Source organism: Ideonella margarita, from assembly GCF_038066635.1.
GTDB lineage: Bacteria > Pseudomonadota > Gammaproteobacteria > Burkholderiales > Burkholderiaceae_C > Ideonella > Ideonella margarita.
The window spans coordinates 549,115-572,654 of sequence record NZ_JBBUTI010000001.1; the positions used below are offsets into that span (position 1 = coordinate 549,115).

Genomic DNA, 23,540 nt, shown 5'->3' on the forward strand with positions numbered 1-23,540 from the left:
ACTCAAACTCCCGCGCGCACGATGGCGCGCATGATCTTTTCCTGGGACGCCTCGGCGGCATCCATCTCCGCCACCATGGCGCCTTCGTTCATCACGTACAGCCGGTCGCACATGCCCAGCAGCTCGGGCATCTCCGACGAGATCATCAGGATCGACAGGCCCTCGGCCGCCAGCTGCGCCATCAGCGAATAGATCTCGAACTTCGCGCCGACATCAATGCCGCGCGTCGGCTCATCGAGGATGAGCAGCGACGGCGCGCAGAACAGCCACTTGGCCAGCACCACCTTCTGCTGGTTGCCGCCTGACAGATGCAGCACGTTCTGGCTGACGCCGGCACAGCGCGTGGCCAGGCGCTGCGCAAAATCACCCGCCACCTGGAACTCGGCGCCCTCGCTCAGCACCCCGCGGGCCGACACCCCGGCCAGGTGCGCCAGCGTGGTGTTGAAGGCAATCGATTCGTTCAGCACCAGGCCGAGTGACTTGCGGTCTTCGGTCACGTAGGCCAGGCCTGCCGCCTGCGCCTTCTGCACGCTCGACACATCCACCGGCTGGCCATTCAGCAGCGCTTCACCGCTGATGCGCTGGCCCCAGGAGCGGCCGAACACGCTCATCGCCAGCTCGGTGCGGCCCGCGCCCATCAACCCGGCAATGCCGACGATCTCGCCGCGGCGCACCGTCAGGTTCACGCCCTTCACCACCTCGCGCTGCGCATCAGCGGGGTGGCAGGCGCGCCAATCCCGCAGCTCAAAGAGCACCTCGCCCGGAGCGGGCGTGCGCAGCGGATACCGGCTGGCCATGTCGCGCCCCACCATCGCACGGATGATGGTGTCTTCGCTCACCGGGTCGCCCGGGCGGGTGGCCAGCGTGGTGATGGTGCTGCCGTCGCGCAGCACCGTGATGGCATCGGCCACCTTGGCGATCTCGTTGAGCTTGTGCGAGATCAGGATGCACGACACGCCCTGCGCCTTCAGCTCCAGCAGCAGGTGCAGCAGTGCTTCGCTGTCCTTGTCGTTCAGGCTGGCGGTGGGCTCGTCAAGAATCAGCAGCCGCACTTTCTTGGCGAGTGCCTTGGCAATCTCCACCAGCTGCTGCTTGCCCACGCCCAGCGTGCCCACCAGCGTGTCGGGCGCTTCAGCCAGGCCCACGCGCTGCAACAGCGCGCGCGCCCGTTGATGCGCCGTGATCTCGTCGATCACGCCGAAGCGGGCGGGCTCATGGCCGAGGAACAGGTTCTGCGTGATGCTCAGCAGCGGCACCAGCGCCAGTTCCTGGTGGATGATGATGATGCCGTGGCGCTCGCTGTCGCGGATGCCCTCGAAGCGTTGCACCTGGCCGTCATAGACGATGTCGCCGCCGTATTCGGGGTGCGGGTAGACGCCGGAAAGCACCTTCATCAGCGTGCTCTTGCCGGCGCCGTTTTCACCCACCACGGCATGGATCTCGCCGTGGCCGACCACCAGGTTCACATCCGCCAGCGCCTTCACGCCGTGGAACTGCTTGGAGATGTGCCGCATCTCCAGCAATGCCGATGCCGATGCTGCGGTCATCGAACCTGGCTTTCCTTGTAGAAGCCGCTGTCCACCAGCACCGGCTTCCAGTTGCTGCCGTCCACCGCCACCGGCTTGAGCAGGTAGGCGGGCACGATGCGGGCGCCGTTGTTGTAGGTCTTGGTGTCGTTCACCTCGGGCTGGCGGCCGCTCATCAGCGCGTCCACCATGTTCACCGTGACGCGGGCCAGCTCACGCGTGTCCTTGAACACGCTGGCGGCCTGCTCGCCCTTGATCATCGACTTCACCGACGGAATTTCCGCGTCCTGGCCCGACACCACCGGGCAGGGCTGCTGCTTGCTGCAGTAGCCCACGCCCTTGAGTGACGACAGCACGCCGATCGAGATACCGTCATACGGCGACAGCACCGCATGCAGGCGTTCCTTGCCGTAATAGGCCGACAGCAGGTTGTCCATGCGGGCCTGGGCCAGCGATGGGTCCCAGCGCAGCGTGCCCACCTTCTCCATGCCCAGTTGCTTGCTGCGCACCACCAGCTTGCCGCTGTCGAGGAAGGGCTTGAGCACGCTCATCGCGCCGTCGTAGAAGAAGAAGGCGTTGTTGTCGTCGGGCGAGCCACCGAACAGCTCGATGTTGAACGGGCCCTTGCCGGCCTTCAGGCCCAGCCGGTCCACGATCGAGGTGGCCTGCAGCACGCCGACCTGGAAGTTGTCGAAGGTGGTGTAGTAGTCGACGTTCTTCGTGCCGCGGATCAGCCGGTCATAGGCGATGACCTTGACCTTCTTGTCGGCCGCCTTCTGCAGGGTGCCCGACAAGGTGCTTCCGTCGATGGAGGCGATCACCAGCACCTTGGCGCCCTTGGTGATCATGTTCTCGATCTGGGCCAGCTGGTTCGGGATGTCGTCGTCCGCGTATTGCAGGTCGACCTTGTAGCCGCGTTCACGGAACACCTTGACCATGTTGTCGCCGTCGGTGATCCAGCGGGCCGCGCTCTTCGTCGGCATTGAAATGCCGACCAGGCCCTTGTCCTGGGCAAGAGCGGACTGGGTCAGCAGGCTGGTGGCCAGGCCGGCGGCCAGGGCGAATGTCGTCAGGGTTCTGCGTTGCATGGATGGTCTCCTTGTGTGATGTGGGTGTTGTCGGTTCAGCGATCAGCGCTGACGATGGCCTTGATGACGGCGGGGTAGGCCTGGCGGCCGGTGTGTCGGTCAAAGACGCCCATGCCGTGCTCGCCCGTGCCGCCGTTGTCCCAGTACACCGGCACCATGCCGTTGGCGATGGCGACGCGTGCCACATGGCCGTTCCAGGCCTCGCGGTATTTCTCGGAGCCGGCGCGGGTGGTGCGGGCAATCACGCCGAACTCACCCAGGATCACCGGCACGCCGCGGTCGGCGAACCGCGCCTTCATCCGCGCGAACTGCTGGCTGACATGGGCCTCGTCACCCCAGTTCGCCACGGCCGTCTTGTCGGTGGCGCCAGCGCCCCATTGCCACACGCTGCCCTTGTCATCGAGCGCAAATTCATACGGGTCGTAGAAGTGCACTTCCATCATCAGCCGCTCGCGGGCGCTGTCTTTCGGCAGCACCACGAAGTTCAGCGTGTGCTCGATGTTGGTGTTGAACCCCTGCACCACTAGGTGCCGCGTGGCGTTGTTGCCGCCGGTAGCGCGCACGGTATCGACGAACAGCTGGTTGAAGCCGTTCTGCACCTTCACGTTCTCGGGCTTGGGCGTGCCCCAGTCACCGTCCACCATCACCTCGTTGGTACCGGCGAACAGCAGGAAGTCGTCGTGGTCGCGGAAGTGCGTGGCGATCTGCTTCCACAGCGTCACCAGCCGGGCATTGGCCATGTCCTGGGCGGCGTAGGTCGGCTGCATCCAGCCGCCGTCCCAGTGCATGTTGATCATCACGTACAGGCCGGCCTTGCGCGCATAGCCCACCACCTCGCTGACGCGGGCCATCCACTCGGGGCGGATGCGGTCTTGGGCGTCGGCATGGTCGTGCCAGGCCACCGGGATGCGGATGGTCTTGAAGCCGGCGGCCTTGACGGCGTCGATGAAAGCCTGGGTCACGCGCGGATTGCCCCAGGCGGTTTCGCCACCGATGGCTTCCAGCGAGTTGCCCAGGTTCCAGCCGGTGCCCATCTGGCGTGCCAGCTGGGTGCTGGTCAGCTCGCGCATGGCGCCAGCCTTGGACTGGGCTTGAGCGGTGCCACTGGTGGTGGCGAGCGCAGAGATGGCAGCGAGCGGGCCGGCACTGGCTGCACCGCCAGCCAGGGTCAGCAGGCGGGTCGTGAAGGTGCGTTTGTTCTGGTTCATGGGCGCTTTCGAAAAGGTGGGGGCGTGGGGTGTCAGGGCGTGGCCAGGCGCACCACCACGATGGAGCGGGGCGGCAGGTCGAGCGTCAGGCCCTGCGGCCCGGGGTGGGCGGCGTAGGGCGCGGGTTGCACGTGGCCGGGGCGGTCGAAGGTGTTGTGGCTGTCCATGGCTGGGGCGGTCAGCACACGGCCCGTGGCGGCTTGCTGCAGTCCGGTGCGCACGCTGGCGGGCCGGGTGGGGTCCAGGTTCACCAGCGCCAGGTGGGTGCTGCCATCGGCGGCGCGCGCGGCCGTCACGTCCACCGCCGGCAGGCTGATGTCGCCTTCGGTGTAGCGGGGGCTCTGCAGCGTCAGCTTCAACGGCGTCGCGCCCTGGAAGGGCAGGTACAAGTCGAACAGGTGGTAAGTCGGGGTCAGCAACATGCGTGGCCCGTCGGTCAGCACCAGGGCCTGCAGCACGTTCACCATCTGTGCCAGATTGGCCATCTTCACGCGGTCGGTGTGCCGGTGAAAGACGTTGAAGGTGAGGGCGCCCACCATCGCGTCGCGCAGCGTGTTCTGCTGGTAGAGGAAGCCAGGGTTGCTGCCGGGTTCCTGGTCATGCCACATGCCCCATTCATCGACATACAAGGCCACGCGGCCGGCCGGGTCGTGGCGGTTCATGATGGCGATGGTCTTGGCGACGTGCTCTTCCAGGCCGGTGGTCACCTCCTGCAGGGTCTTGGCCCAGCGCTGGCGGTCAAAGCCTGTCGCCAGGCCTTTCTGCTCCCAGGGGCCGGGCACGGTGTAGTGGTGCAGGCTGATCGCGTCCATGTCGTCGCGGGCCATCTGCATCATCACTTCGGTGACGCGCTCGTTGCCTTCGCCGTCGCCCGAGGCCACGCGCACCACCGGCGCCCGCAGGAAGGTGGCGTACTGCCGGTGCAGGTCGGCCGCGTACTCGGGCCGCATGTGGCCGCCGCAACCCCAGCTCTCGTTGCCCACGCCGAAATAGCGCACCTTCCACGGCTTGTCGCGGCCGTTGCGGCGGCGCTCGTTCGCCAGGGCAGACGGGCTGTCCGAGGTCATGTACTCCAGCCACTGCGCCATGGCCCGTGGCGGCATCGAGCCCATGTTCCCGGCGATGTAGACCTCGGTGCCCAGCTGCTCGGCCAGGTCCATGAACTCGTGGGTGCCCACCCGGTTGTCATCGGGCACATTGCCCCAGACCTTGTTCAGCCGGACTGGCCGTCTGGAGGGCGCGCCGATGCCGTCGCGCCAGTCGTAGTCATCGGCGAAGCAGCCGCCCGGCCAGCGGATTACCGGCACCTTCAGGCGGCGCAAGGCGCCCAGCACGTCATTGCGCCAGCCGCGGGTGTTCGGGATGCGTGACTGCGGGCCCACCCACAGGCCGCCGTACACCCCGGTGCCCAGGTGCTCGACAAAGTGGCCATACACCGTGGGCTCGATGCGCGGGCCGGCGGCTTCGGTCAGCAGCGTCAGCGAGGCTTCGGCTGGTGTGATCGTGGCTGTGGTGGCAGCCTCGCAGGGCGAAGCTGCCAGCAGCACCAGCGTGGAGAGGGCTGCCAGGGCTGACCGAGTCAGCGCAGCATGGTGGGTTGGGAGCATGGTGGCTTGCGGGTGGGTGAGGGCGCCGTCAGGGGCTGCCGAGGCGCTCGAAGGTGACGAGCGCGATGTCGTTGCTGCGCATCGGCAGCTTCCAGTCCAGCTGGCCGGCCGGGCCCACCCGAACCACGCGGGTGGTTTCGGGGCGGTCGGTGGTCAGCGCATGCAGGCGGCGGATCTGCCCGGCGTTCGCGTCGGCCGGTGAGCCCATCTTCAGCCAGGCGGTGTAGGCATCGTTGGCTTCATGGCCGGTGCGGCGAACGGTGATGCGCCACGTGCCGGGCTGGAGCTGGCTGAGCGAGAGCTGCACCGGTGCGGCCGGCACGCTGGGCACCGGCTTGCCGTAGAACGGCCGATTGCTCATCTTCTGGTCCGGGGTTTGCCAGTCCCACACCAGCACGCGGGTGTGGCGGCCTTCGGTGGCAGCAATGGTGTAGCCGTCGGTGGACGGCACTTCCAGGCCCTTCACCTCGTTGAGGTACTTCCAGGCGAACCAGGCGGGCTTGCGCACACCCTCGCGGGTCAGCAGGCCGAAGCCGCCGTGGAAGGTGGCATTGGGCGGGCCGGGCTCCTCGAACAGGTCGGTGTAGGTCCAGTAGCTCATGCCCTGCGCCAGGCCCTGCGTCTGCTTGAGCTTGGTCAGGATCCAGGGTGCGCTGATGTAGCTGTCATGTACCTTGTCGCGCGGGTTGTAGCTGGTGCTCCACTCGGTGAAGAACAGCGGCAGACCGGGGAAGGCCGATGCACTGATCTGCTGGCGTACCCGGCGCACATCACCCACGATCGAATCCGGCGATGGCGACAGCTGGGTGTCTTCCACGCCCTTTTCATCGAGGAAGCCACCGTCCACGCCGTAGCTGTGGGTGGTCACGAAGTCCACCGGCACCTGGTTCGTCTTGGCGTAGGCCAGGAAGGGCTCGACCCAGTCGGCGCCAGCGGTGGACGGGCCGCCTACGCGCAGGGCCGGGTCGATGGCCTTGATGGTGCGGGCGGTGTCGGCATAAAGCTGGAAGTAGGCTGCCTGGTCGGCGTGCTCCCAGAAGCCATCGAGGTTGGGCTCGTTCCACACCTCGAAGTACCAGCTGCGCACTTCCTCGGCGCCGTAGCGGGCCTGCAGATGCCGCACGAAGTCATTCACCAGCGCCCGCCAGGCTTTCGGCTCGGGGTGCGAGGTGTTGCCCTTCCAGTAGAAGATCGACTGCTTCGAGGTGGCCATGGCCTCGGGCGTGAAGCCCAGTTCCACGAAGGGGCGCACGCCTGCCGCCAGCAGCTTGTCGTACAGGCGGTCGATGCCGCTGAAGTCATGCAACAGCTTGCCGTTGCTTTCGCGGACCGTGCCCAGCACGTCGTGGAAGATGGCGTGAAAGCGCACGGTGCGAAAGCCCAGTTCCTTCACGGCCAGCTTCAGGTGCGCCTGGCTGTCATCGCGGATCAGCGTGCCGGGGTAATCGGCGCCGACTGAAAGATCGAAGGACCGGTCGACCGGCGCGGTGGCCTTCGACACATCCAGCTTGATCACGCGGGGCGCGGGGGTGGCGGCGGCCACGGCAGACGTCGTGGCGGCCAGCGTCACCAGGGCCAGCGCCGCAGCGACGGAGCGGGCCTGTTGTTGGAGCTTGTGCATGGGAGGAGTGCGCAGGTGTTGCTTGGCGGTGGTCAGGCGCTGGTTCAGACCTGGCCGCGGCGGGCTTCGAGCGCGAGGCGGATTTCCGTCAGGCGCTTTTCGGTCAGCTGGAAGCGCAGGATCACGATCAACGCGATCAGCAGGCCCACCACCGGGATGCCGGTCAGCAGCACGCGGATCATGGTCAGGGCGTCTTCGCCCTGCACCGGCAGCTTGGCGTCGAAGCCGGTGAACTGCAGGATCCAGCCGGAGGCGCCATTGCCCAGCGCCAGGCCGACCTTGGTGATCCACGACTGGCAGGCGGCGAACGAGCCTTCGCGGCGTTGGCCGGTTTCCAGCTCGTCGTGGTCGATGACGTCGGCCATGGCCGAGCCGTAGATCGTCCAGAAGCCCGCGCCGGTGAAGGCCACGCTGCCGCTGGCCAGCAGCTGCAGCATCGGCAGCTCGGGGTTGTAGAAGAACCAGTCGCCGATGAAGGCGCAGATGGCCAGGCTCAGCACCGTGGCCAGTGCATTGCGCTTGCCCCAGCGGCGTGCCACCCAGCCGGCAAACGGAATGCCGGCCAGGCCCATCACCATGCCGGCCAGGCCCATGGCCGAGTTCCATTGCGTGCCCAGTGCCACGTCACCCTTGCAGACGTAATACAGCGTCGTGTAGTAGCCCAGCATGCCCACCAAGGCGGTGGCCATGGCATAGGCCAGCATGGTGCCCAGCAGGATGCGGAAGGGGCCGTTGGCCAGGGTGCGGTAGAGGGTGTCCTTGAACGGCACCTTGTCGTGTCGCTTGACGACCAGGGTCTCGTAATAGCGCTCTCGCACCAGGAAGAAGATGGCCAGCGACAGCGCCACCATGATGGCGCCCAGGATGCTGCAGTACACCTGTGCGCCAAGCAGGATGTCGGGCTTGCCGTTGGCGTCGTTGAAGATCGCCATGGTGGTGAACTGCGCGGCCACGAACATCGCCAGTTCCGGCAGCTTCTGGATGGCGTTCTTGATCGACATCACGCTGGTGCGCTCGTGATAGTCGGGCGTCATCTCCGAGCCCAGGCTGGCCCAGGGCATGTTGAAGCAGCTCATCACAGGCACGTACACGGCCATCGAGATCAGGATGAAGACGAAGTACTCCTGATCGCTCCAGCCCCGGCCCACGGCGAACATCAGCGGCAGGCCGATGCCGGCCAGCACACCGCCCACGAGGATGAACGGCCGCCGGCGACCCCAGCGGGTGCGCGTGTTGTCAGACAGCCAGCCGAAGAAGGCGTCCGAGGCGGCGTCGATGAAGATCTTGATGCCCAGCGCCGTCGAGATCAGCCCCGGCGACATGCCTAGGAAGACGTTGAAGACGTGGAAGGCCAGCGACTGATAGAGCCAGTGCCCCCACATGTCCAGGAACGAGCCCAGGCCGTAGCCGATCTTCTGCGGCAGCGGCACGCGGTCCGGAATGCGGTCCGGGGCGGTGCCTGTGCGGGGGGCGGCGGCGTCGTTGGCGGCGTCAGCGGCGGCGGTGAGGGTAGACATCAGGAAGGCCTTTGTATTTATCGCTAAAGCAGCGCGGGGTCGTCGCGGCAGCTGGCTTGTCTCGGAACGCTTGTCTGGGCGTCGTGTGGAACTCTGTCGGGTCGGTCAGGGAATCAGCACCGTGTCTGCCGGCGGCGCAGACAAGGTTTGACCGGGCACCAGCTCGGTCGGCAGCAGCACCTCGGTGGCCTGGCGTGCAGGCTGGCCGCGGTGCTTGGCTTCAATGGCCTGCATCAGCAGCGACACCGCCTGGTGGCCCATGTCGCGCAGCGGTTGCCGCACCGTGGCCAGGCGGGTGGTGCGGGCCAGCAGCGTGTCGTCGAAACCGACCACCGACACGTCTTGCGGCACCCGCAGGCCCAGGCCGGCCAGGATGTCGATGCAGCCCAGCGCCACGGCGTCGTTGGCCGCGAAGATGGCCTCGGGCATCGGCTGGCCGCGATGGCGCTCCAGCCACTCGGTGAGCACGCGGCGGCCGGACGAGGCGGAGTAGTCGCTGTGCAGGATCTGCCCCGGGTTGACGGTCAGGCCTGCCTCGGCATGCGCCCGCCGGAAACCGTCGATCCGGCGCTGGGCGCCGCTGCTGGTGTTCGGGCCGGCCAGGTGCAGCACGCGGCGGTGGCCCAGGCTCAGCATGTGCGCCACCATCGCATGCGCACCGGCCTCTTCATCAGACGCCACATTGCCCACCCCCGGCATCGCATGGTTGGCGTGGATCGCCACGAACGGCGTGTGGTCGGGCAACTGCGCCGCGTCGTCGGGGTTGATCAGGGGGGCCAGCAGGATGAGGCCGTCGATGCGGCCGTCGCAGATCGCCGGCAGGCGGCTGCCCACCTGCTGCCAGTCGGGCATGGCGAACACGGTGGTGTTCTGCCCGGCTGCGGCGGCGGCTTCGATGACGCCGTTGAAGACTTCGAGGAAGTACTGGTTCAGCTCGTTGCCCGACAGCGTGGTGGCCAGCCCGATGGTGTTGAGCCGGCGCTCGGCCAAGCCGCGCGCGGTGGCGTTCGGGCGGTATTGCAGCTTGTCGGCCGCCGCCAGAATGCGTTGCCGCGTCTCGTCGGAGATGCGGGTGGAGGTGCGTGCACCATTGAGCACCGTCGAGGCGGCCATGGCAGAAACACCGGCCTCCCGGCCGACATCGGCCAGGGTGGCGGCGTGCCGGGCTTTGCGGGGCTTGGCTTGATCAGACATCGGGCAGGGGCTGGCGTCGAAGAGGGTCAAAGGATGGTGCGCAGCCGCATCACTTCAGCAAAGTAGCGGGCCGAGAGCTTGGGCGTGCGCACCAGGGTGTCAAAATCGCAGTGCACGATACCGAAACGGCGCTCGTAGCCGTCTTCCCATTCGTAGTTGTCGATGAACGACCACAGGAAGTAGCCGTGGATGGGCACGCCGTCCGAGATCGCACGGTGCACTTCGCGCAGGTGGTTGCGCAGGTAGTCGCGGCGATGCAGGTCGAGCACCTCGCCGTTCACCACGGGTTCGGTGTCGTAGCCGCAGCCGTTCTCGGTGATGAAGATCGAGCTGTGGCCATACAGCTCCTGGCACATGCGCGGCGCCCAGTAGATCGCCTGCGGAATCAGGTTCAGCCAGTAGCTGTCGGCGCGCGGGTAGTTCACCGGCAGCGGCAGGGCTTCGAAGGCCGCGCCGCTGTTGTCCTTCGGCGCGCGCACGTAGGTGGCGGTGTAGATGTTCAGGCCGAGGAAGTCGGTCGGCAGGCTGATCAGGTCGAAGTCACCGGCCTGCACCTGCGGCGCATCGGTGCCCACGCGCTCCAGGTAGGCCTGCGAGTAGCCCTTGCCGTGCATCGCGCCGAGGATGTGCGCATTGCGTTCGACGAACCAGGCCTTGGCCGCGGCGATGTCGGCCGGGGTTTCGGTCACCGGCACGGCCACGTCGCAGTTGTCGGTCAGGCCCACGCGGGCACCCGCGCCGCCGAGCTCGCGCACTGCCTTCACGGCATGGCCGTGGCACAGCAGGGCGTGGTGGTAGGTCTGGTTCACCACCGCGTCGCTTTCCTTGCGGCCCGGTGCCTTGGTGCCCCAGCCATAGGCCAGCAGCGTGAAGCAGCGGATCTCGTTGAGCGTGATCCAGTTCTTCACCACCGGCGCCAGCGCGGCCACGACGGTGCGGGCGTACTGGGCGAAGGCGTCGACGGTGGTGCGGCTGGTCCAGCCACCACGGTCTTCCAGCGATTGCGGCAGGTCCCAGTGGAACAGCGTCACCCACGGCGTGATGCCGTGGCGTTCCATGCTGGCCAGCAGGCGCTGGTAGAAGGCGATGCCGGCCTGGTTGATCTCGCCGTCACCGTTCGGGTAGATGCGCGGCCAGGCGATGGACAGGCGGTAGTGCTTCACGCCCAGCGAGGCCATCAGGGCGAAGTCTTCGTCGAAGCGGTTGTAGTGGTCGCAGGCGATGTCGAGGTTGTCGCCGTGGGCCACCTTGCCCGGGGTGCGGGCGAAGCGGTCCCAGATGGACTCGCCCTTGCCGTCGGTGAAGGCGGCGCCCTCGATCTGTGCGGAAGCGGCGGCCACGCCAAACACGAAGTCTTGCGGGAAGGGGCTGGCGTAGGTGATGGTGCTCATGGCGGGTTCAGGGTCAGGGTTCAGGTTTTGTCAAAAAAGCAGGTCAGGGCTCAGCGGGCCAGCAGTTGCTCGATCACGGGTTCGATGGCTTGCGCCACCCGCTCGTAGCCTGCCGGACTGAGGTGCAGCCAGTCGGGCATCACGTCGGCGCTGAGCGAGCCATCGGCCTGCATCAGGTGCCGGTTGATGTTGAGGAAATGCACGCGTCGTCCGTCGGCCATCGGCGCGATCAGGGCATTCACCTGATCATTGATGGCGCGCAGCGGGCCGCCGGCCTGCTGCTCACGCGGGTAGATGGCGAGCAGCAGCACCTGGGTGGCCGGTTGCCGGGTCTGGATTTCCGTCAGCAGGCGGCGAATACCGGCGGCGGTGGTGCGCGGGTCTTCCTGGCGATCGCCGGTGTTGTTGGTGCCGATCATCAGCACGACGACCTTGGGCGTCATGCCGTCGAGCTCGCCGTTCTGCAGGCGCCACAGCACGTTCTCGGTGCGGTCGCCGCCATAGCCCAGGGCCATGGCGTTGTGCCGCGCGAAGTGGGCCTGCCAGGCGGCCTGGCCGGCGTTTTCCCAGCCTTCGGTGATGGAGTCGCCGATGAACACCAGCTTCACGTCGCGGCCGGCGTCGCGGTGCGCGCGGATCTCGGTGAGCTTTTTCTCGTGGCGCGGCATCCACCAGTTCATGGCCCACGATTCCTGCAGCGGAATGGGCGTGACCGACTGGGTGCGGTAGTCGGGGCAGGCGGCATTGGCCTGGCCGCGCGCCACGATGCGCACCTGGCGCAGCGCCACCTCGCCGGTGCCCATGCCTTCTAGGGTGAAGGGCACGGTGACGCGGCTGAAGTCGTCGCCCTCACGCATGAAGCAGCGCAGCGCCAGAGCCACATGGCGCCAGCCCTTGCCGGCCACCGCGCGGGCTTCTGGCAACCAGGGCACCTTGCGTTCGCAGTGCTCGCTGGCGCAGTTCATCTTGAACTTCAGGCCGCCGTCGGCCATTTCGCGCACGTCGATGTCCATCTCCAGCGTGCCTTCGGCCAGGTAGGGCCGCAGGTCCAGCGGCGGGCCGTCTTCCAGGCGCAACTGGGCGATCCAGCTGTCCTTGAATTGCAGGCCCACCGTGCCGTTGGCCTGGGTGGCCGTCACCCGGCTGGCGGGCACGCGCGGCTGGGCCGGCTTGGGCACCACCACCTGCGCGCCGGTCAGGGCGGCGCGGCCTTCGAAGTCGGTCACGGTCCAGGGGCCGGTGAGGTTGATGGCCGGGGGCTCGGCGGCGTGCACGGCGGCGCTGAGACCGAGGTTCAGGCCGAGGTTCAGGAGCACGGCAGCGGCCAGGGCTGGCCACTGCCGTGCGGGCAGGTGGCGGCGGTGTGCGGCCTTGGTCGAGCGTGGCGGGTGCGGGGTCGGCGTCATGGTGGTCAGGGCTGTCATCGCAGCACGGTCAAGGTGGCGTCCAGGCGGCGCGCCTGTCCTGGTTTCAACTGGAGGTTCACGGTGCGGCTGCCGTAGCGCACGCGCCCGCCGCCCGCGCCTTGCGCTGCGCGGATGGTGGCGCTGGCCAGGCGGCCCTGGGCCCAGCGCATGTCCACCTCGAAGCCGCCGCGTGCACGCAGGCCGCGCACCTCGCCGTCGGGCCAGGCCGCGGGCAGGGCGGGCAGCAGGTGCAGCTCGCCGTTGTGCGACTGCAGCAGCATCTCGGCCACGGCGGCGGTGGCGCCGAAATTGCCGTCGATCTGGAACGGCGGGTGGGCATCAAACAGGTTCGGGTAGGTGCCGCCGGCGTTGTTGGCTTCGCTGCCCTGGCCGTCTTGTTCGGCCGCCCGGGCGCCCGGCGTGGCCAGCAGGCCGCGCAGCATGCGGTGGGCGCGGTCGCCGTCCTGCAGGCGGGCCCAGAAGGCCATCTTCCAGGCCATGCCCCAGCCGGTGCCGGCGTCGCCACGGGCGTTCAGGGTGGTGCGTGCCGCTGCAGCCAGGGCGGGCGTGGCCGCCACAGAGATTTGCCGGCCCGGGTACAGGCCGAACAGGTGCGAGACATGCCGGTGCGTGTCTTTCGGGGTGTCGAGCACCGGGTCGTCCAGCTCGTCCAGCCATTCCAGCAACTGGCCCCAGCGGCCGACGCGCGGGCCGGCTAGGCGGTCACGGGCGGCGGCCAGGCGCTGGCGCAGCGCACGGTCCGTGCCCAGCACGTCGAGCGCTTCGACGCTGTTGTTGAACAGGTCCCAGACGATCTGCTGGTCGTAGCTCACGCCGTCGGCCACCGGGCCATGTTCGGGCGACCAGCCCATCGGCGCCACCAGCCGGCCGTCCGGCAGGGCCTTGAGGTGGCCGAGCCAGAACTCGCAGACCTCGCGCATCATCGGCCAGGCCACCTCGCGCAGGTAGCGGCGGTCTTGCGTGTAGGCGTAGTGCTCCCAGAAGTGGCGGGCGTACCAGGCGTTGCCGGTCTTGTTCCACAGGTAGCCGGTGGCGCCGAAGACATTCGATTCGGTGCGCACGGCCCAGCCACGCAGCGGGCGGCCGCGGGCATCGAGGAAGCTGTCCTCGGGCATCGGCGTGTTCATGTCCCACGGCGTGATGCCTGGGCGTTGCTGCCCCGGATGGGCCAGCGACCAGGCCGCCGCGTCGGCCACCGCCTGCCGGTAACGCGGCAGCTGGCTGAGGATGAAGCCATGCAGCGGCCGGGCCAGCTCGGCGAGGTTGCCGACCTCGGCCGGCCAGTAGTTCATCTGCAGGTTGATGTTGGTGTGGTAGTCGGCGTTCCACGGCGGCGTGGTGCTGTCGTTCCACAGGCCCTGCAGATTGGCCGGCAGCGCATCGCGTGAGCTGGCGATCAGCAGGTAGCGGCCGTACTGGGCGTGCAGGGCTTCGAGTTCGGGGTCGGCGCCGTCGCGGGTGTAGGCCGCAATGCGCTCATCGGTGGGCAGCTGGCGCCGCTGCGCCGCCGTGCTGCCCAGGTTCAGGCTGACGCGGCCGAACAGGGCCGTGTGATCGCGCTGGTGCTCGGCACGCAGCGCATCGACGCTGCGCGCAGCGGCGGTGCTCACCTGGGCCGTCACGCGGGGCAGCGGGTGGGCGCCGTTGTAGCCGGTGGCGGCATCGGGGCTGTAGCTGGTGCCGGCGCCGAGGATCAGCGTCAGCGCGTCACAGCCACTGAAGACGAGGCTGTCGCCGTCCACCTTGACGCTGCCGCCTTCGTGGCGCACCTCCACCTGGCTGGCATAGGCCATGACGTTGCCGGAGGGCGCCTCGCCGGTCGCCTGCGGCAGCACCCAGCCGGCGAGCGAGCCGGTGGCGTACAGGCGCTGGCCGGCTGCGCGGATGTGCGCGCCGTGCATGTCGGTCAGGCGCAGGCTGCCGGTGTACTGGCCCTTCGCGCTGGCGCTCAGGCGCAGCACGATGACCTGGGCCGGATGGCTGGCGAAGGCTTCGCGCTGGTACTGCACGCCGCCCAGCGTGTAGCGCAGCAGGTGGCGGCCGGCGGCCATGTCGAGCTCGCGGCGGTAATCGCTTGCGGTGCCGGTGTGGCCGTCCAGGTCGATGAACAGATCACCAAAGGGCTGGTAGGCGCCGATGGTGCGGCTGTCGCCAGTCCACAGCGTGATGTCGTTGAACTGCACGCGGTCGTGGGCGAGCTGGCTGAACAGCATCGCGCCCAGGCGGCCGTTGCCGATGGGCAGGGCCTCGCGCTCCCAGCCGTCGTAGCTCAGCGGTGCGGGCTGCCGGTAGTGCAGCGTCATCTCTGGGGCCGCGCTGGCCGGGCCTGCCAGCAAGGGCAGGGCGCAGGCCATGGCGACGGCGGCGAGCAGCTGCTTCATGCCGGGCGGCCCACCAGCACGCCGCGGCCATGCGGTGCGATGAAGACCGTGCCGTGTTCCAGCGGGTCGGCCGAGATGGACAGCAGGCGGCCGTAGCGGTGGCGCGGGTCATCCACACGCACGAAGGTGCTGCCGCCATCGTCCGAGCGGAACAGGCCGTCGCTGACCTGGCCGCCGAGGTTGGCCTTGCCCCACACGAACACGCTGTGGTGGGCCGAGCCGGGCGCACCCTTGCCCACGCTGACCAGCCAGGCCTCGGTGATGAGCCTGGCGGCCTTGGGTGCCTGCTCGGCGCCGGGCAGGTGCAGCAGGCCCTGGGGCAGGGCCAGCCACAAGTGGCGCGCGGCACCGGGGGCCGCCACCAGCTGCGCGGTCTGCCAGGCTTGCAGCTTGGCCAGGCCCTTGACCACGATCTGAAAACTCCGGCCGCCGTCCACGCTGCTCAGGATCGTGCCGTTGGCGCGGTCGAACACATGGAACACGCCTTCGACATGGCGATCGGCCACGGGCTCCAGCGTGCTCTCCCGGTCGGTGGGCCAGCCTTCGCACAGCTGCCAGCTGCGGCCGCGGTCACGCGACCACATCGCCGCTTGCCGCTCAGGCGCCCAGACCAGAAACCCGCCCTTGGCCGACACCGCCACGCGGCCGGCCGGTGCGGTCCAGCCCTGCGGGGTCTTGGTGGCGCGGGGCGACGGGCCGAAGGGCGACCAGCTGGCGCCGCCGTCGAGTGACAGATAACCGCCGGTGGCCGCCGCATCCGACGTGCGTGCCACCACGCCCGGGTTCAGCCAGGCGAAGTCGACTGAGCGGTTGGTTTCCGAGGTGGGGGCGAACAGGCCGGTGCGCGGCGTGTTGTCGAGGTCGTCCCAGGCGCCGCCGGCATGGTCGCCCATGGCCGCCAGCAAGGCCGCGCCGCCCGACGGGCTCTTGATCTCCAGCGCCGCGGTTTCCTCCAGGTTCTTCACCGTGAAGGCCCATTGCACCTGCGGCGCGCCGAGGTTGCCGGTCATCCACACGCCGTAGCCGGTGCCGTACACCGCGCGCTCGCCGTTGAACGGGTCGATCTGGACGTCGGCCATCCAGTGGCCCATGCGCCTGCGGCCCTGCTGGAAGTTGTCGAGCCAGGGCCAGCCGCTGCTGTCCATGCGGGAGCGGGCGGCCAGCGGCGTCCAGCTGGCGCCGTGGTCGGTGGACAGGAACAGCTCATCGCCGGCGCCCCAGCGCTCGAGGGTGGACACCACCAGGCGGCCGGGTGCGCGGGCATCGACCGCCACGCCGGAGTAGCCGAAGCCCAGCGGTTGCTCGCCGGCCTTGACCGGCGAGATCTCCGTCCATGCGCCGGCCGGGGGGCGGCGCCACACGCTGCCCGTGCGGGCGTAGCCTGGGTTGGGCACCTCGCCCGGGCCACCGGCCGTGAAGCTGATGTACAGGTCGCCCTGCGGGCCGAGGGCGGCGCGTTGCGGCACCTGGGCGGGCGTGGCGGTCTCGCGGCTGAAGCTGGCGCCGCCATCACGCGAGACAAACAGGCCTGGCTGGTCTGTGCAACCCACCCAGAGCACCGGCGCGTTGCCGCTGCCGGTGCTCGGGTCGATCAACACCAGCGAGACATGCTGGCCGGGGAAGGACACGCGCTTGAAGCTCAAGCCGCCGTCCGTGCTTTTCATCAGGCCGTCGCGGGTGGTGCCCAGCCACAGCACGCGGGGATCGGTCGGGTCCACCTGCAGGCGCTCACCGGTGCCACGGCCGGCTTCGTTGCCGCCGAGCTTGATGCCCAGCTCGGTGGTGCGCCAGGTGAGGCCGCGGTCGTTCGACGTCAGCAGCGCGGCCTTGCGGGCCCACTCGCCGGTGTAGGTGCCGCAGGCGGCGTAGACGCGGTCCGGGTTGCCCGGGTCGAGGGCGATGCTGAGCACGCCCATCAGGTCGGCGTCATCGCGGCCGAGGTGGTCCAAGAGCGGCAGCCAGCGCTGGCCGACGGCATCGAAGCGGTACAGACCGCCGATGTCCGTGCGGGCATACAGCAGGCCGGCCTCACGCGGATGAAAGACGAAGCCGTTGACGAAACCCGCGCCGCCAAACGGCACGCTGCGCCACTGGTAAGGGCCGGTGCCGGTGGCTGCTTGGCTTGATGAGGTTGCGGTGACCAAGGCGGCCGCACCGGCCGCGCCTGTCAGTGGCGCGAGCCGACCCAGGGCGCCGAGCGCATGGATCGAAGAGCCAGGCAGGCAGGCCAGTGCGCCGATCGAGGCGCGGTGGAAGTCGCGGCGGGTGGTCATGGTGGCGGGCGGTTGGTCGCTTGTTTACTGCTGGGCGCTGTGGCGGGTGTTGGTCAGTACCGGCCCATCCGCACTTTCAGCACCACCGGCTTGCCGGTGAGGTTCAGGCCGTAGTCGGTCTGGTCGCCGTTCCAGTTGCGCAGGCGCACCCAGCGGCCATCGGGCGTGTAGTGGCCCTCTTCGGCGCTCAGCATCACCACGCCCTTGCCCGGCGCGCTGGGCTCCAGCGTGTCGATGCGGACACGGGCGTACTGGCCCACCAGCACGAACTCGTCGGGGCCGATCTGGGCCACGGCCACACCGCCCACGGGCTTGTCGGCATGGGCCGGGCGATCGGTGGTGGGCGGGAAGAAGCTGCGCTCGCCGAACTGCCATTCACCGAAGCTCACCGTGGCCTTCCAGCCCTGCATCTGCAGGGTCTGCGGCGCGTGGTCGTCGCCCTCGGCCAGGCCGTGGGTGCGACCTTCAAAGGCCCATTGCGCCCACTGGCGTTGCAGGCCGCCGAACACCTTGTAGATGGGCGCGAAGGGCGCCACCATGCGTGCATCGGTCAGCTTGGCGCCGAGCGGGAAGTTCGAGTAGTCGGCGTAGTCGATGCCGAAGGGCACGGCGCCCAGGCTGCCGCGGCCGATGATGGCGTAGAGGTAGCGGGCATAGGCCGGCGCGTTGCCGATCTCCGGCACGAACAGCGGGTTGCCCGGGCGCTGGAACTCTTTCAACGTGCCTTCGACCTGGGCTGATTCCGGGCTGTAGATGTCAGGGCCGACCAGGTCGATGTGGGGTGCCGCGGCCTTGTAGATGTCGATCACGTCAAAGGTGGGGCCGCCGCTGGCGAAGTTGTTGTTCCATGGGGCCATCGGCGCCAGCGGATCACGCAGCGCGTTGTTCACATACATCGGCAGGTTGTGCACGGCACGGCCGGCCCGCGCGAGGTCTTCGATGTAGCTGGCGATGGCCCAGGCGTGGAAGTATTCGTCGGCATACGGGCCATACACCGCGCGCCATGAGCCCTGTGCGGCGCCGGCCACCGGCGACTTCTTCCGCTGCAGCACGGCGGCGGGCACGTCACGCTCGAAGGCAGCCTGCGCCTTGGCGCCGAAATCACGCACATGGCCGTAGGTGCCGACTTCGTTTTCCACCTGCACCATCAGCACGGTGCGTTGTTCGCGGTCAACCTTCGCGAGGTGGCTCATCAGTGCGACGAAGGCTCGCTTGTCGGCCTCGCGGGTGTTGTCGCCGAAGGGCGAGAGGCAGTAGGTGGGCTGGCCCTGGGCGTCCACCATGCGCGGGAAACGCTGGTTGTTGGTCTTGACCCAGCCCGGGGTGTACTGCGGGCTGGTGTTCTTCCAGGTGCCGAACCACAGCAGCACCACGCGCACCTTGTTCTGGCGGGCTTCGCGCAGCAAGGTGTCGACGAAGCTGAAGTCGAAGCGGCCTTCAACCGGTTCGACCTGTTCCCAGGCCACGGGCACCGACACGGTGTTGGCGCCGATGTCGCGCACGGCCGGCCAGACCTGCTTCAGGGCTTCGGGGTAGTTGCTGGAGTTGTGGACCTGGGCGCCCAGCATCAGGTAGGGCGCGCCATCAACGATCAAGGCATGGCGACCGTCACGCTCGGCCAGCGCCGGCAGGGCCGTGGCTGCGCCTGCGGCCGCGGCGATCGCCTGGCTGCCCAGCAGGGCAGCGCAGATCAGCAGGCGGGGCAGGGTGAGGCGGGTGAGGTGACGTGGGCGCATGGTGCTGCAACGCTGCCGCAACGGGCAACGAGGTGAATGAGGGGGATGTCGGGGAAAGGCCTGCGCCAGGCCTGGCGGCCTGGCGCAGGCGAACTCGTCAGAACGAGTAGCTGGCGCGCAGCGTGTAGCGCGGGCCGGATGCATACCAGGAGCGGCCCATCATGCCGACCGTCTGTTGCATCATCTGCTTGTACATCGCGTTGTTCAGGTTCTGGCCTTCCAGAGACACCGTCAGGCGATCATCAAACTTGTACGACACCCCAGCGTCGATCTGGCCGAAGGCGTCCGCCCACAGCGGCATGCCCCAGGCCAGGTTGTGCTGGCCGTAGTTCGCGCTCGCCGGGTTGGTGTCCAGACCATCCGAGCCTTGGGTGCCGCTCATGTTGGTGCCGTACAGGTACTTCGAGCGCCAGCTGTAGGCGATGCGGGCCGACAGCGGGCCGCGGTCATACAGCAGCGCCAGGTTGATGGTGTCCCGCGACACGTTGTTCAGCGGCAGGCCACTGAACGACTTGCCGTTGGTGTCACAGCCGTTGATGTTCAGGTTCAGGTTGTCGGCGCTGCCGCTGCCACCCGTGCAGTACTCGGAGAACACGCTGTTGTAACGCGTCTGCTTGCTGTTCACGTAGGTGTAGTTGGCCTGCACGCCGAAGCCCGCCAGCCAGCCCGGCAGCGTGTCGAAGTACTGCTGGTAGGCCACCTCGAAACCGCGGGCAAAACCCTTCGCGCCATTGACCGGGGAGGTCAGCGTGAAGTTGTAGTTCGTGCCCGTCGAGTCCGACATCGCGATGCTGGCCGTCTGGTTGACGATGATGTCCTTCAGCTGCTTGTTGAAGGCGGCGAAGGTCAGCGAGCCGTTCTTCGCGAAGTACCACTCGGCCGTCAGGTCCAGCTGGTTCGCGCGGATCGGCTTGAGCAGCGGGTTGCCTGATGCCGTGCCGGTGAAGTTCACGCTGTCGATCACCAGGGTGTTGCCCTCGGTGTGCTGCGTGGTGCTCACCTTCATCGTGGTGTAGTCCTGCAGCAGCGAGAAGTCAGGCCGCGAGATGGCCTGGGCCCAGGCCATGCGGAACTGCAGCTGCTCATCCGCCTTCATCTTCAGGTTCAGCGACGGCAGCACATTGGTGTAGCTGTTGTCGTGGCTGATGGCCGCTGCCGTGGTGCCGAAGGTCGGCACGCTGCCGCTGACCGAACCACCTGCCGGCGGGTTGATCGTGGCGTTGGACAGCAGGAAGTAGCCGTGCGCCTTGTTGGCCGTGTGCACCAGGCGCAGACCGACGTGACCATCGACCGGGAACTTCCAGTCGTCGAAGCCGAAGCGCAGCTGCGCATAGGCGGCCTGCGTGCGCTCACGCTGGTCGTTGTCGCCCGACGGGTCGGTGCCGAAGGTCGACGGCTTGTAGTGGTTGAAGCAGCCATAGCCCTGGTTGGCCACGGCCTGCGCGCACAGGGTCTCGTAGTAGCCGTGCAGCGTGTCGTAGCTGTTCGGGTAACCGGCGGCCACGGCGGTGTTCGGCACGATGACCGGCGCGACCGTGGCGTTGCCGTTCATGAAGTTGTCGAACGTGTGCAGGCGGACGAGGTCGGTGCCGAAGTTCGACAGGTAGGCCAGCTCGTTCACGTCCCAGCTCTTCTGCCACGGGTGGGTGATGGTCGCCCAGTTGTAGCTCGGGTTGGAGTTCTGGGTCTTGGCGTCGCGGTCGGTCAGGCGCAGGCCGAAGCGCAGATCCACCAGCACCGGATCGTCGAACTTGTACTGCACGTCGCCCTTCCAGGCCTTCTGGTTGGCCACGCTCTTGTCAGCGTGGTCCATGGTGAAGGCCCAGTAGTAGTTCGCCGGGTTGGCCAGCGCGGCCAGGTCGGCGGCGTCGAAGACGATGCGCGGGGTCGGGCCGCTCAGGTCCAGGGTTTCCTTGGCCATCTGCAGGCCGGTGGCCACGGTGGAGTCGAAGCCCTGGGTCTTGGCGCGGATGAACTGGAAGTCGGAGGTGAAGCGCCAGCGGTCGTTCGGCGTCCACACGGTGTTCCAGGCCAGCTCGCGGGTGCTGGAGTCACGCTTGGCGTAACGGGTGTCGGCGTCGAAGCTGATGCCGCCGTCCACCGCATCACGGATGGTGCCGGTCAGCAGCGCGCCGGTGGGGCCGTAGGTCGCGCCCGCATCCACCGTGGTGTTGTACGGGTTGGCCTGGCCGAACAGGGCGTTTTCGGCCCAGTTGAACTTGTACTTCGACTCGAACGCGGTCAGCGACGATTGCAGCGTGTCCTTCTTCCACTGCAAGGCACCGTAGATACCCTGGCGGTCACGCTCGTACTCCATCGTGCGCCAGCCCACGGCCTTCGGAATCCAGTTCGGGTCCGTCGGGGTGCGCTGGTAATAGGCGTCCACCTGGATGCCGTCGGTGCGGGTGGCGCTCTTCGAGCGGGCCACGTCAAACAGCGCGCCGAACTTGCCCAGGTCGGTGTCCCACACGTTCGACAGCAGCAGCGAGCCGGACGGCGAGTTCTTGCCGTTGAGCTTGTTGTAGGTGGAGTCCACCGACACCACGCCCTTGAACTCCTTGAAGTCGAACGGCATGGCGGTGCGCAGGTTCACCAGGCCGCCGATGGCGCCTTCGATCTGTTCAGCCGACGGGTTCTTGTACACGTCCACGCCCGACATCAATTCCGGCGGTACGTCTTCGAAGCTCAGCGAGCGGCCACCGTTGGCCGAGAACGAATCGCGGCCGTTCAGCTCGGAGCGCACATACGGCAAGCCGCGGATGCTGACGCCGGAGCCTTCCACCGAGTAGTGCTCGGGGTCGCCCTTGCTCATCGTGCGGTCGATGGTCACGCCCACCACGCGCTGCAGCACTTCGGTGACGGAGCGGTCCGGCAGCTTGCCGATGTCTTCGGCGACGATGGAGTCGACGACCTCCTCGGCGTTGCGCTTGATCTTCTGGGCCGATTGCAGGGCCGCACGCTGGCCGGTCACGACGACGGTGCTGCCATCAGCGGCAGCCGCAGACGCCGCCGGGGCAGGCGTGGGGGCTGACTGGGCCATGGCCACTGCGCTCCAGCACAGGGCCACATGGGCTGCCGCGATCGACACGGCGGTCTTCTGAAATTGTCTCATCTCGTTTTTCTCTTTGAACAGAAGGGTGGGAAGGCATGTCCGTGGGCGGACGTGGGCTTCTGGCCAGGCCGGCGCTTGTGGTGCGCCGTGCCCGGCGGGGTGGGTTTCGATCAGGCTCCTGTGAAGCGGTTGACCATGTTCTCGAGGTACTCCTGCCGGCCGGAGGCTGGGGCAACATCAACGTTGGTCGCCAGGGCAAGGTCTGCCAGCTGGTCGAGCGTGACGCGGCCTTCCAGGATGTCCTGGCCGGCAGGGGTCTTCCAGCCGGCGTAGCGGGCGTCAAGCGCCTGCTGCAACTGGCCGTCGAGAATCATTTGTTCGGCCACCAGCAGGGCGCGTGCGCACACGTCCATGCCGCCGATATGGCCGTGGAACAGGTCAGCCGGGTCGATCGACTGGCGGCGGACCTTGGAGTCGAAGTTCAGGCCACCCGAGCCCAGGCCACCGGCCTGCAGCACGTGGTAGAGCGCGATCGCGGTCTCTGGCACGTTGTTCGGGAACTGGTCGGTGTCCCAGCCCAGTTGCGGATCACCGCGGTTCATGTCGAGGCTGCCGAGCAGGCCGAGCGCGCCGGCGGTGGCGATCTCGTGCTCGAAGCTGTGGCCCGACAGCGTGGCGTGGTTGGCCTCGATGTTGACCTTCACTTCCTTCTCGAGGCCGTAGCGCACGAGGAAGCCGTAGACGGTGGCGGTGTCGAAGTCGTACTGGTGCTTGCTGGGCTCGCGCGGCTTCGGCTCGATCAGGATCGTGCCCTTGAAGCCGATCTTGTGCTTGTGCTCCACCGCCATGGTCAGGAAGCGGCCGAGCTGGTCGAGTTCCTGGCCGAGGTTCGTGTTCAGCAGGGTTTCGTAGCCTTCGCGGCCGCCCCACAGCACGTAGTTCTCGCCGCCCAGGGCCAGGGTGGCGTTCATCGCATCACGCACCTGCAGCGCGGCCAGGCCGAAGATGGCGGGGTCGGGGTTGCTGGCAGCGCCCGACATGAAGCGGCGGTGGCTGAACAGGTTGGCGGTGCCCCACAGCAGCTTCATGCCGGTGCGTTGCTGCTGGGCGCCCAGCACGTCGACCATGCGCAGGAAGTTCTCGCGGCTCTCGCGCGGGGTGCTGCCTTCGGGTGCCACGTCGCGGTCGTGGAAGCAGTAGTAGGGCACGCTCAGGCGCGAGAAGAAATCAAACGCGGCGTCGGCCTTCTGGTGAGCCAGCTCCATCGGCGAGCCGCCTTCGAACCACGGACGCAGGAAGGTGCCGCCGCCAAACGGATCGAGGCCGTTCCAGCAGAAGGTGTGCCAGTAGCAGGCGGCAAAACGCAGGTGGTCTTCCATGCGCTTGCCCAGCACCACGCGGTCCTTGTCGTAGTGGCGGAAACTCAGCGGGTCGGTGCTGCCGGCGCCTTTGTAGGTCACGGGCGCGATGTCTTCGAAGTAGCTCTTGGTCATGATGTGGGGTGTGCGTCAGCCGATGG

At 67.9% G+C, this 23,540-nt stretch carries 14 protein-coding genes; all 14 read right to left on the reverse strand.

Annotated features, from left to right (window positions below; translation table 11 throughout):
* Positions 1-2 precede the first annotated feature (2 nt).
* Entirely contained in the window at positions 3-1,547 is a 1,545-nt protein-coding gene (locus tag AACH00_RS02555; protein WP_341397368.1) for an ATP-binding cassette domain-containing protein, read from the reverse strand.
* Positions 1,544-2,614, reverse strand: a complete 1,071-nt coding sequence (gene chvE, locus AACH00_RS02560) for a multiple monosaccharide ABC transporter substrate-binding protein (RefSeq protein WP_341397369.1) — start codon at positions 2,612-2,614, stop codon at positions 1,544-1,546. Before chvE ends, AACH00_RS02555 begins: the two co-directional genes overlap by 4 nt.
* Before the next feature lie 35 nt (positions 2,615-2,649).
* Positions 2,650-3,822 carry a glycoside hydrolase family 5 protein gene (locus AACH00_RS02565; RefSeq protein WP_341397370.1) on the reverse strand — a complete coding sequence of 391 codons (1,173 nt, stop codon included), beginning with the start codon at positions 3,820-3,822 and terminating at the stop codon, positions 2,650-2,652.
* Positions 3,823-3,854: 32 nt separating this feature from the next.
* Entirely contained in the window at positions 3,855-5,429 is a 1,575-nt protein-coding gene (locus AACH00_RS02570) for an alpha-N-arabinofuranosidase (RefSeq protein WP_341397371.1), read from the reverse strand.
* Between the two features lie 28 nt (positions 5,430-5,457).
* Entirely contained in the window at positions 5,458-7,050 is a 1,593-nt protein-coding gene (locus AACH00_RS02575) for a GH39 family glycosyl hydrolase (RefSeq protein ID WP_341397372.1), read from the reverse strand.
* A gap of 44 nt (positions 7,051-7,094) precedes the next feature.
* Positions 7,095-8,567: an MFS transporter gene (locus AACH00_RS02580; protein WP_341397373.1), complete on the reverse strand. Its 1,473-nt coding sequence runs from the start codon at positions 8,565-8,567 to the stop codon at positions 7,095-7,097.
* A gap of 105 nt (positions 8,568-8,672) precedes the next feature.
* Positions 8,673-9,761: a LacI family DNA-binding transcriptional regulator gene (locus AACH00_RS02585; protein WP_341397374.1), complete on the reverse strand. Its 1,089-nt coding sequence runs from the start codon at positions 9,759-9,761 to the stop codon at positions 8,673-8,675.
* A 26-nt stretch (positions 9,762-9,787) separates the two neighbouring features.
* Positions 9,788-11,152 (reverse strand): GH1 family beta-glucosidase, encoded by a 1,365-nt coding sequence (locus AACH00_RS02590; RefSeq protein ID WP_341397375.1) that lies wholly within the window; start codon positions 11,150-11,152, stop codon positions 9,788-9,790.
* A gap of 50 nt (positions 11,153-11,202) precedes the next feature.
* Positions 11,203-12,576: a GDSL-type esterase/lipase family protein gene (locus AACH00_RS02595; RefSeq protein ID WP_341397376.1), complete on the reverse strand. Its 1,374-nt coding sequence runs from the start codon at positions 12,574-12,576 to the stop codon at positions 11,203-11,205.
* A complete protein-coding gene (locus tag AACH00_RS02600; protein WP_341397377.1) occupies positions 12,573-14,960 on the reverse strand; it encodes a glycoside hydrolase family 95 protein in 2,388 nt (795 codons plus the stop codon). Before AACH00_RS02600 ends, AACH00_RS02595 begins: the two co-directional genes overlap by 4 nt.
* Positions 14,957-17,233, reverse strand: a complete 2,277-nt coding sequence (locus AACH00_RS02605; RefSeq protein ID WP_341397378.1) for a WD40/YVTN/BNR-like repeat-containing protein — start codon at positions 17,231-17,233, stop codon at positions 14,957-14,959. The genes AACH00_RS02600 and AACH00_RS02605 overlap by 4 nt, the downstream gene beginning before the upstream one ends.
* A 53-nt stretch (positions 17,234-17,286) precedes the next feature.
* Positions 17,287-18,969 (reverse strand): DUF5597 domain-containing protein, encoded by a 1,683-nt coding sequence (locus AACH00_RS02610; RefSeq protein WP_341397379.1) that lies wholly within the window; start codon positions 18,967-18,969, stop codon positions 17,287-17,289.
* Between the two features lie 97 nt (positions 18,970-19,066).
* On the reverse strand, positions 19,067-22,081 hold the full coding sequence (locus AACH00_RS02615) for a TonB-dependent receptor (RefSeq protein ID WP_341397380.1): 3,015 nt from the start codon (positions 22,079-22,081) through the stop codon (positions 19,067-19,069).
* 110 nt (positions 22,082-22,191) lie between these two features.
* Positions 22,192-23,514, reverse strand: a complete 1,323-nt coding sequence (gene xylA, locus AACH00_RS02620) for a xylose isomerase (RefSeq protein WP_341397381.1) — start codon at positions 23,512-23,514, stop codon at positions 22,192-22,194.
* Between the last annotated feature and the right edge of the window lie 26 nt (positions 23,515-23,540).

Coding starts and splice junctions, on each gene's coding strand:
- AACH00_RS02555 (WP_341397368.1), bottom strand. CDS start 1,547: ATGACCGCAGCATCGGCATCGGCATTGCTGGAGATGCGGCACATCTCC.
- chvE (WP_341397369.1), bottom strand. CDS start 2,614: ATGCAACGCAGAACCCTGACGACATTCGCCCTGGCCGCCGGCCTGGCC.
- AACH00_RS02565 (WP_341397370.1), bottom strand. CDS start 3,822: ATGAACCAGAACAAACGCACCTTCACGACCCGCCTGCTGACCCTGGCT.
- AACH00_RS02570 (WP_341397371.1), bottom strand. CDS start 5,429: ATGCTCCCAACCCACCATGCTGCGCTGACTCGGTCAGCCCTGGCAGCC.
- AACH00_RS02575 (WP_341397372.1), bottom strand. CDS start 7,050: ATGCACAAGCTCCAACAACAGGCCCGCTCCGTCGCTGCGGCGCTGGCC.
- AACH00_RS02580 (WP_341397373.1), bottom strand. CDS start 8,567: ATGTCTACCCTCACCGCCGCCGCTGACGCCGCCAACGACGCCGCCGCC.
- AACH00_RS02585 (WP_341397374.1), bottom strand. CDS start 9,761: ATGTCTGATCAAGCCAAGCCCCGCAAAGCCCGGCACGCCGCCACCCTG.
- AACH00_RS02590 (WP_341397375.1), bottom strand. CDS start 11,152: ATGAGCACCATCACCTACGCCAGCCCCTTCCCGCAAGACTTCGTGTTT.
- AACH00_RS02595 (WP_341397376.1), bottom strand. CDS start 12,576: ATGACAGCCCTGACCACCATGACGCCGACCCCGCACCCGCCACGCTCG.
- AACH00_RS02600 (WP_341397377.1), bottom strand. CDS start 14,960: ATGAAGCAGCTGCTCGCCGCCGTCGCCATGGCCTGCGCCCTGCCCTTG.
- AACH00_RS02605 (WP_341397378.1), bottom strand. CDS start 17,233: ATGACCACCCGCCGCGACTTCCACCGCGCCTCGATCGGCGCACTGGCC.
- AACH00_RS02610 (WP_341397379.1), bottom strand. CDS start 18,969: ATGCGCCCACGTCACCTCACCCGCCTCACCCTGCCCCGCCTGCTGATC.
- AACH00_RS02615 (WP_341397380.1), bottom strand. CDS start 22,081: ATGAGACAATTTCAGAAGACCGCCGTGTCGATCGCGGCAGCCCATGTG.
- xylA (WP_341397381.1), bottom strand. CDS start 23,514: ATGACCAAGAGCTACTTCGAAGACATCGCGCCCGTGACCTACAAAGGC.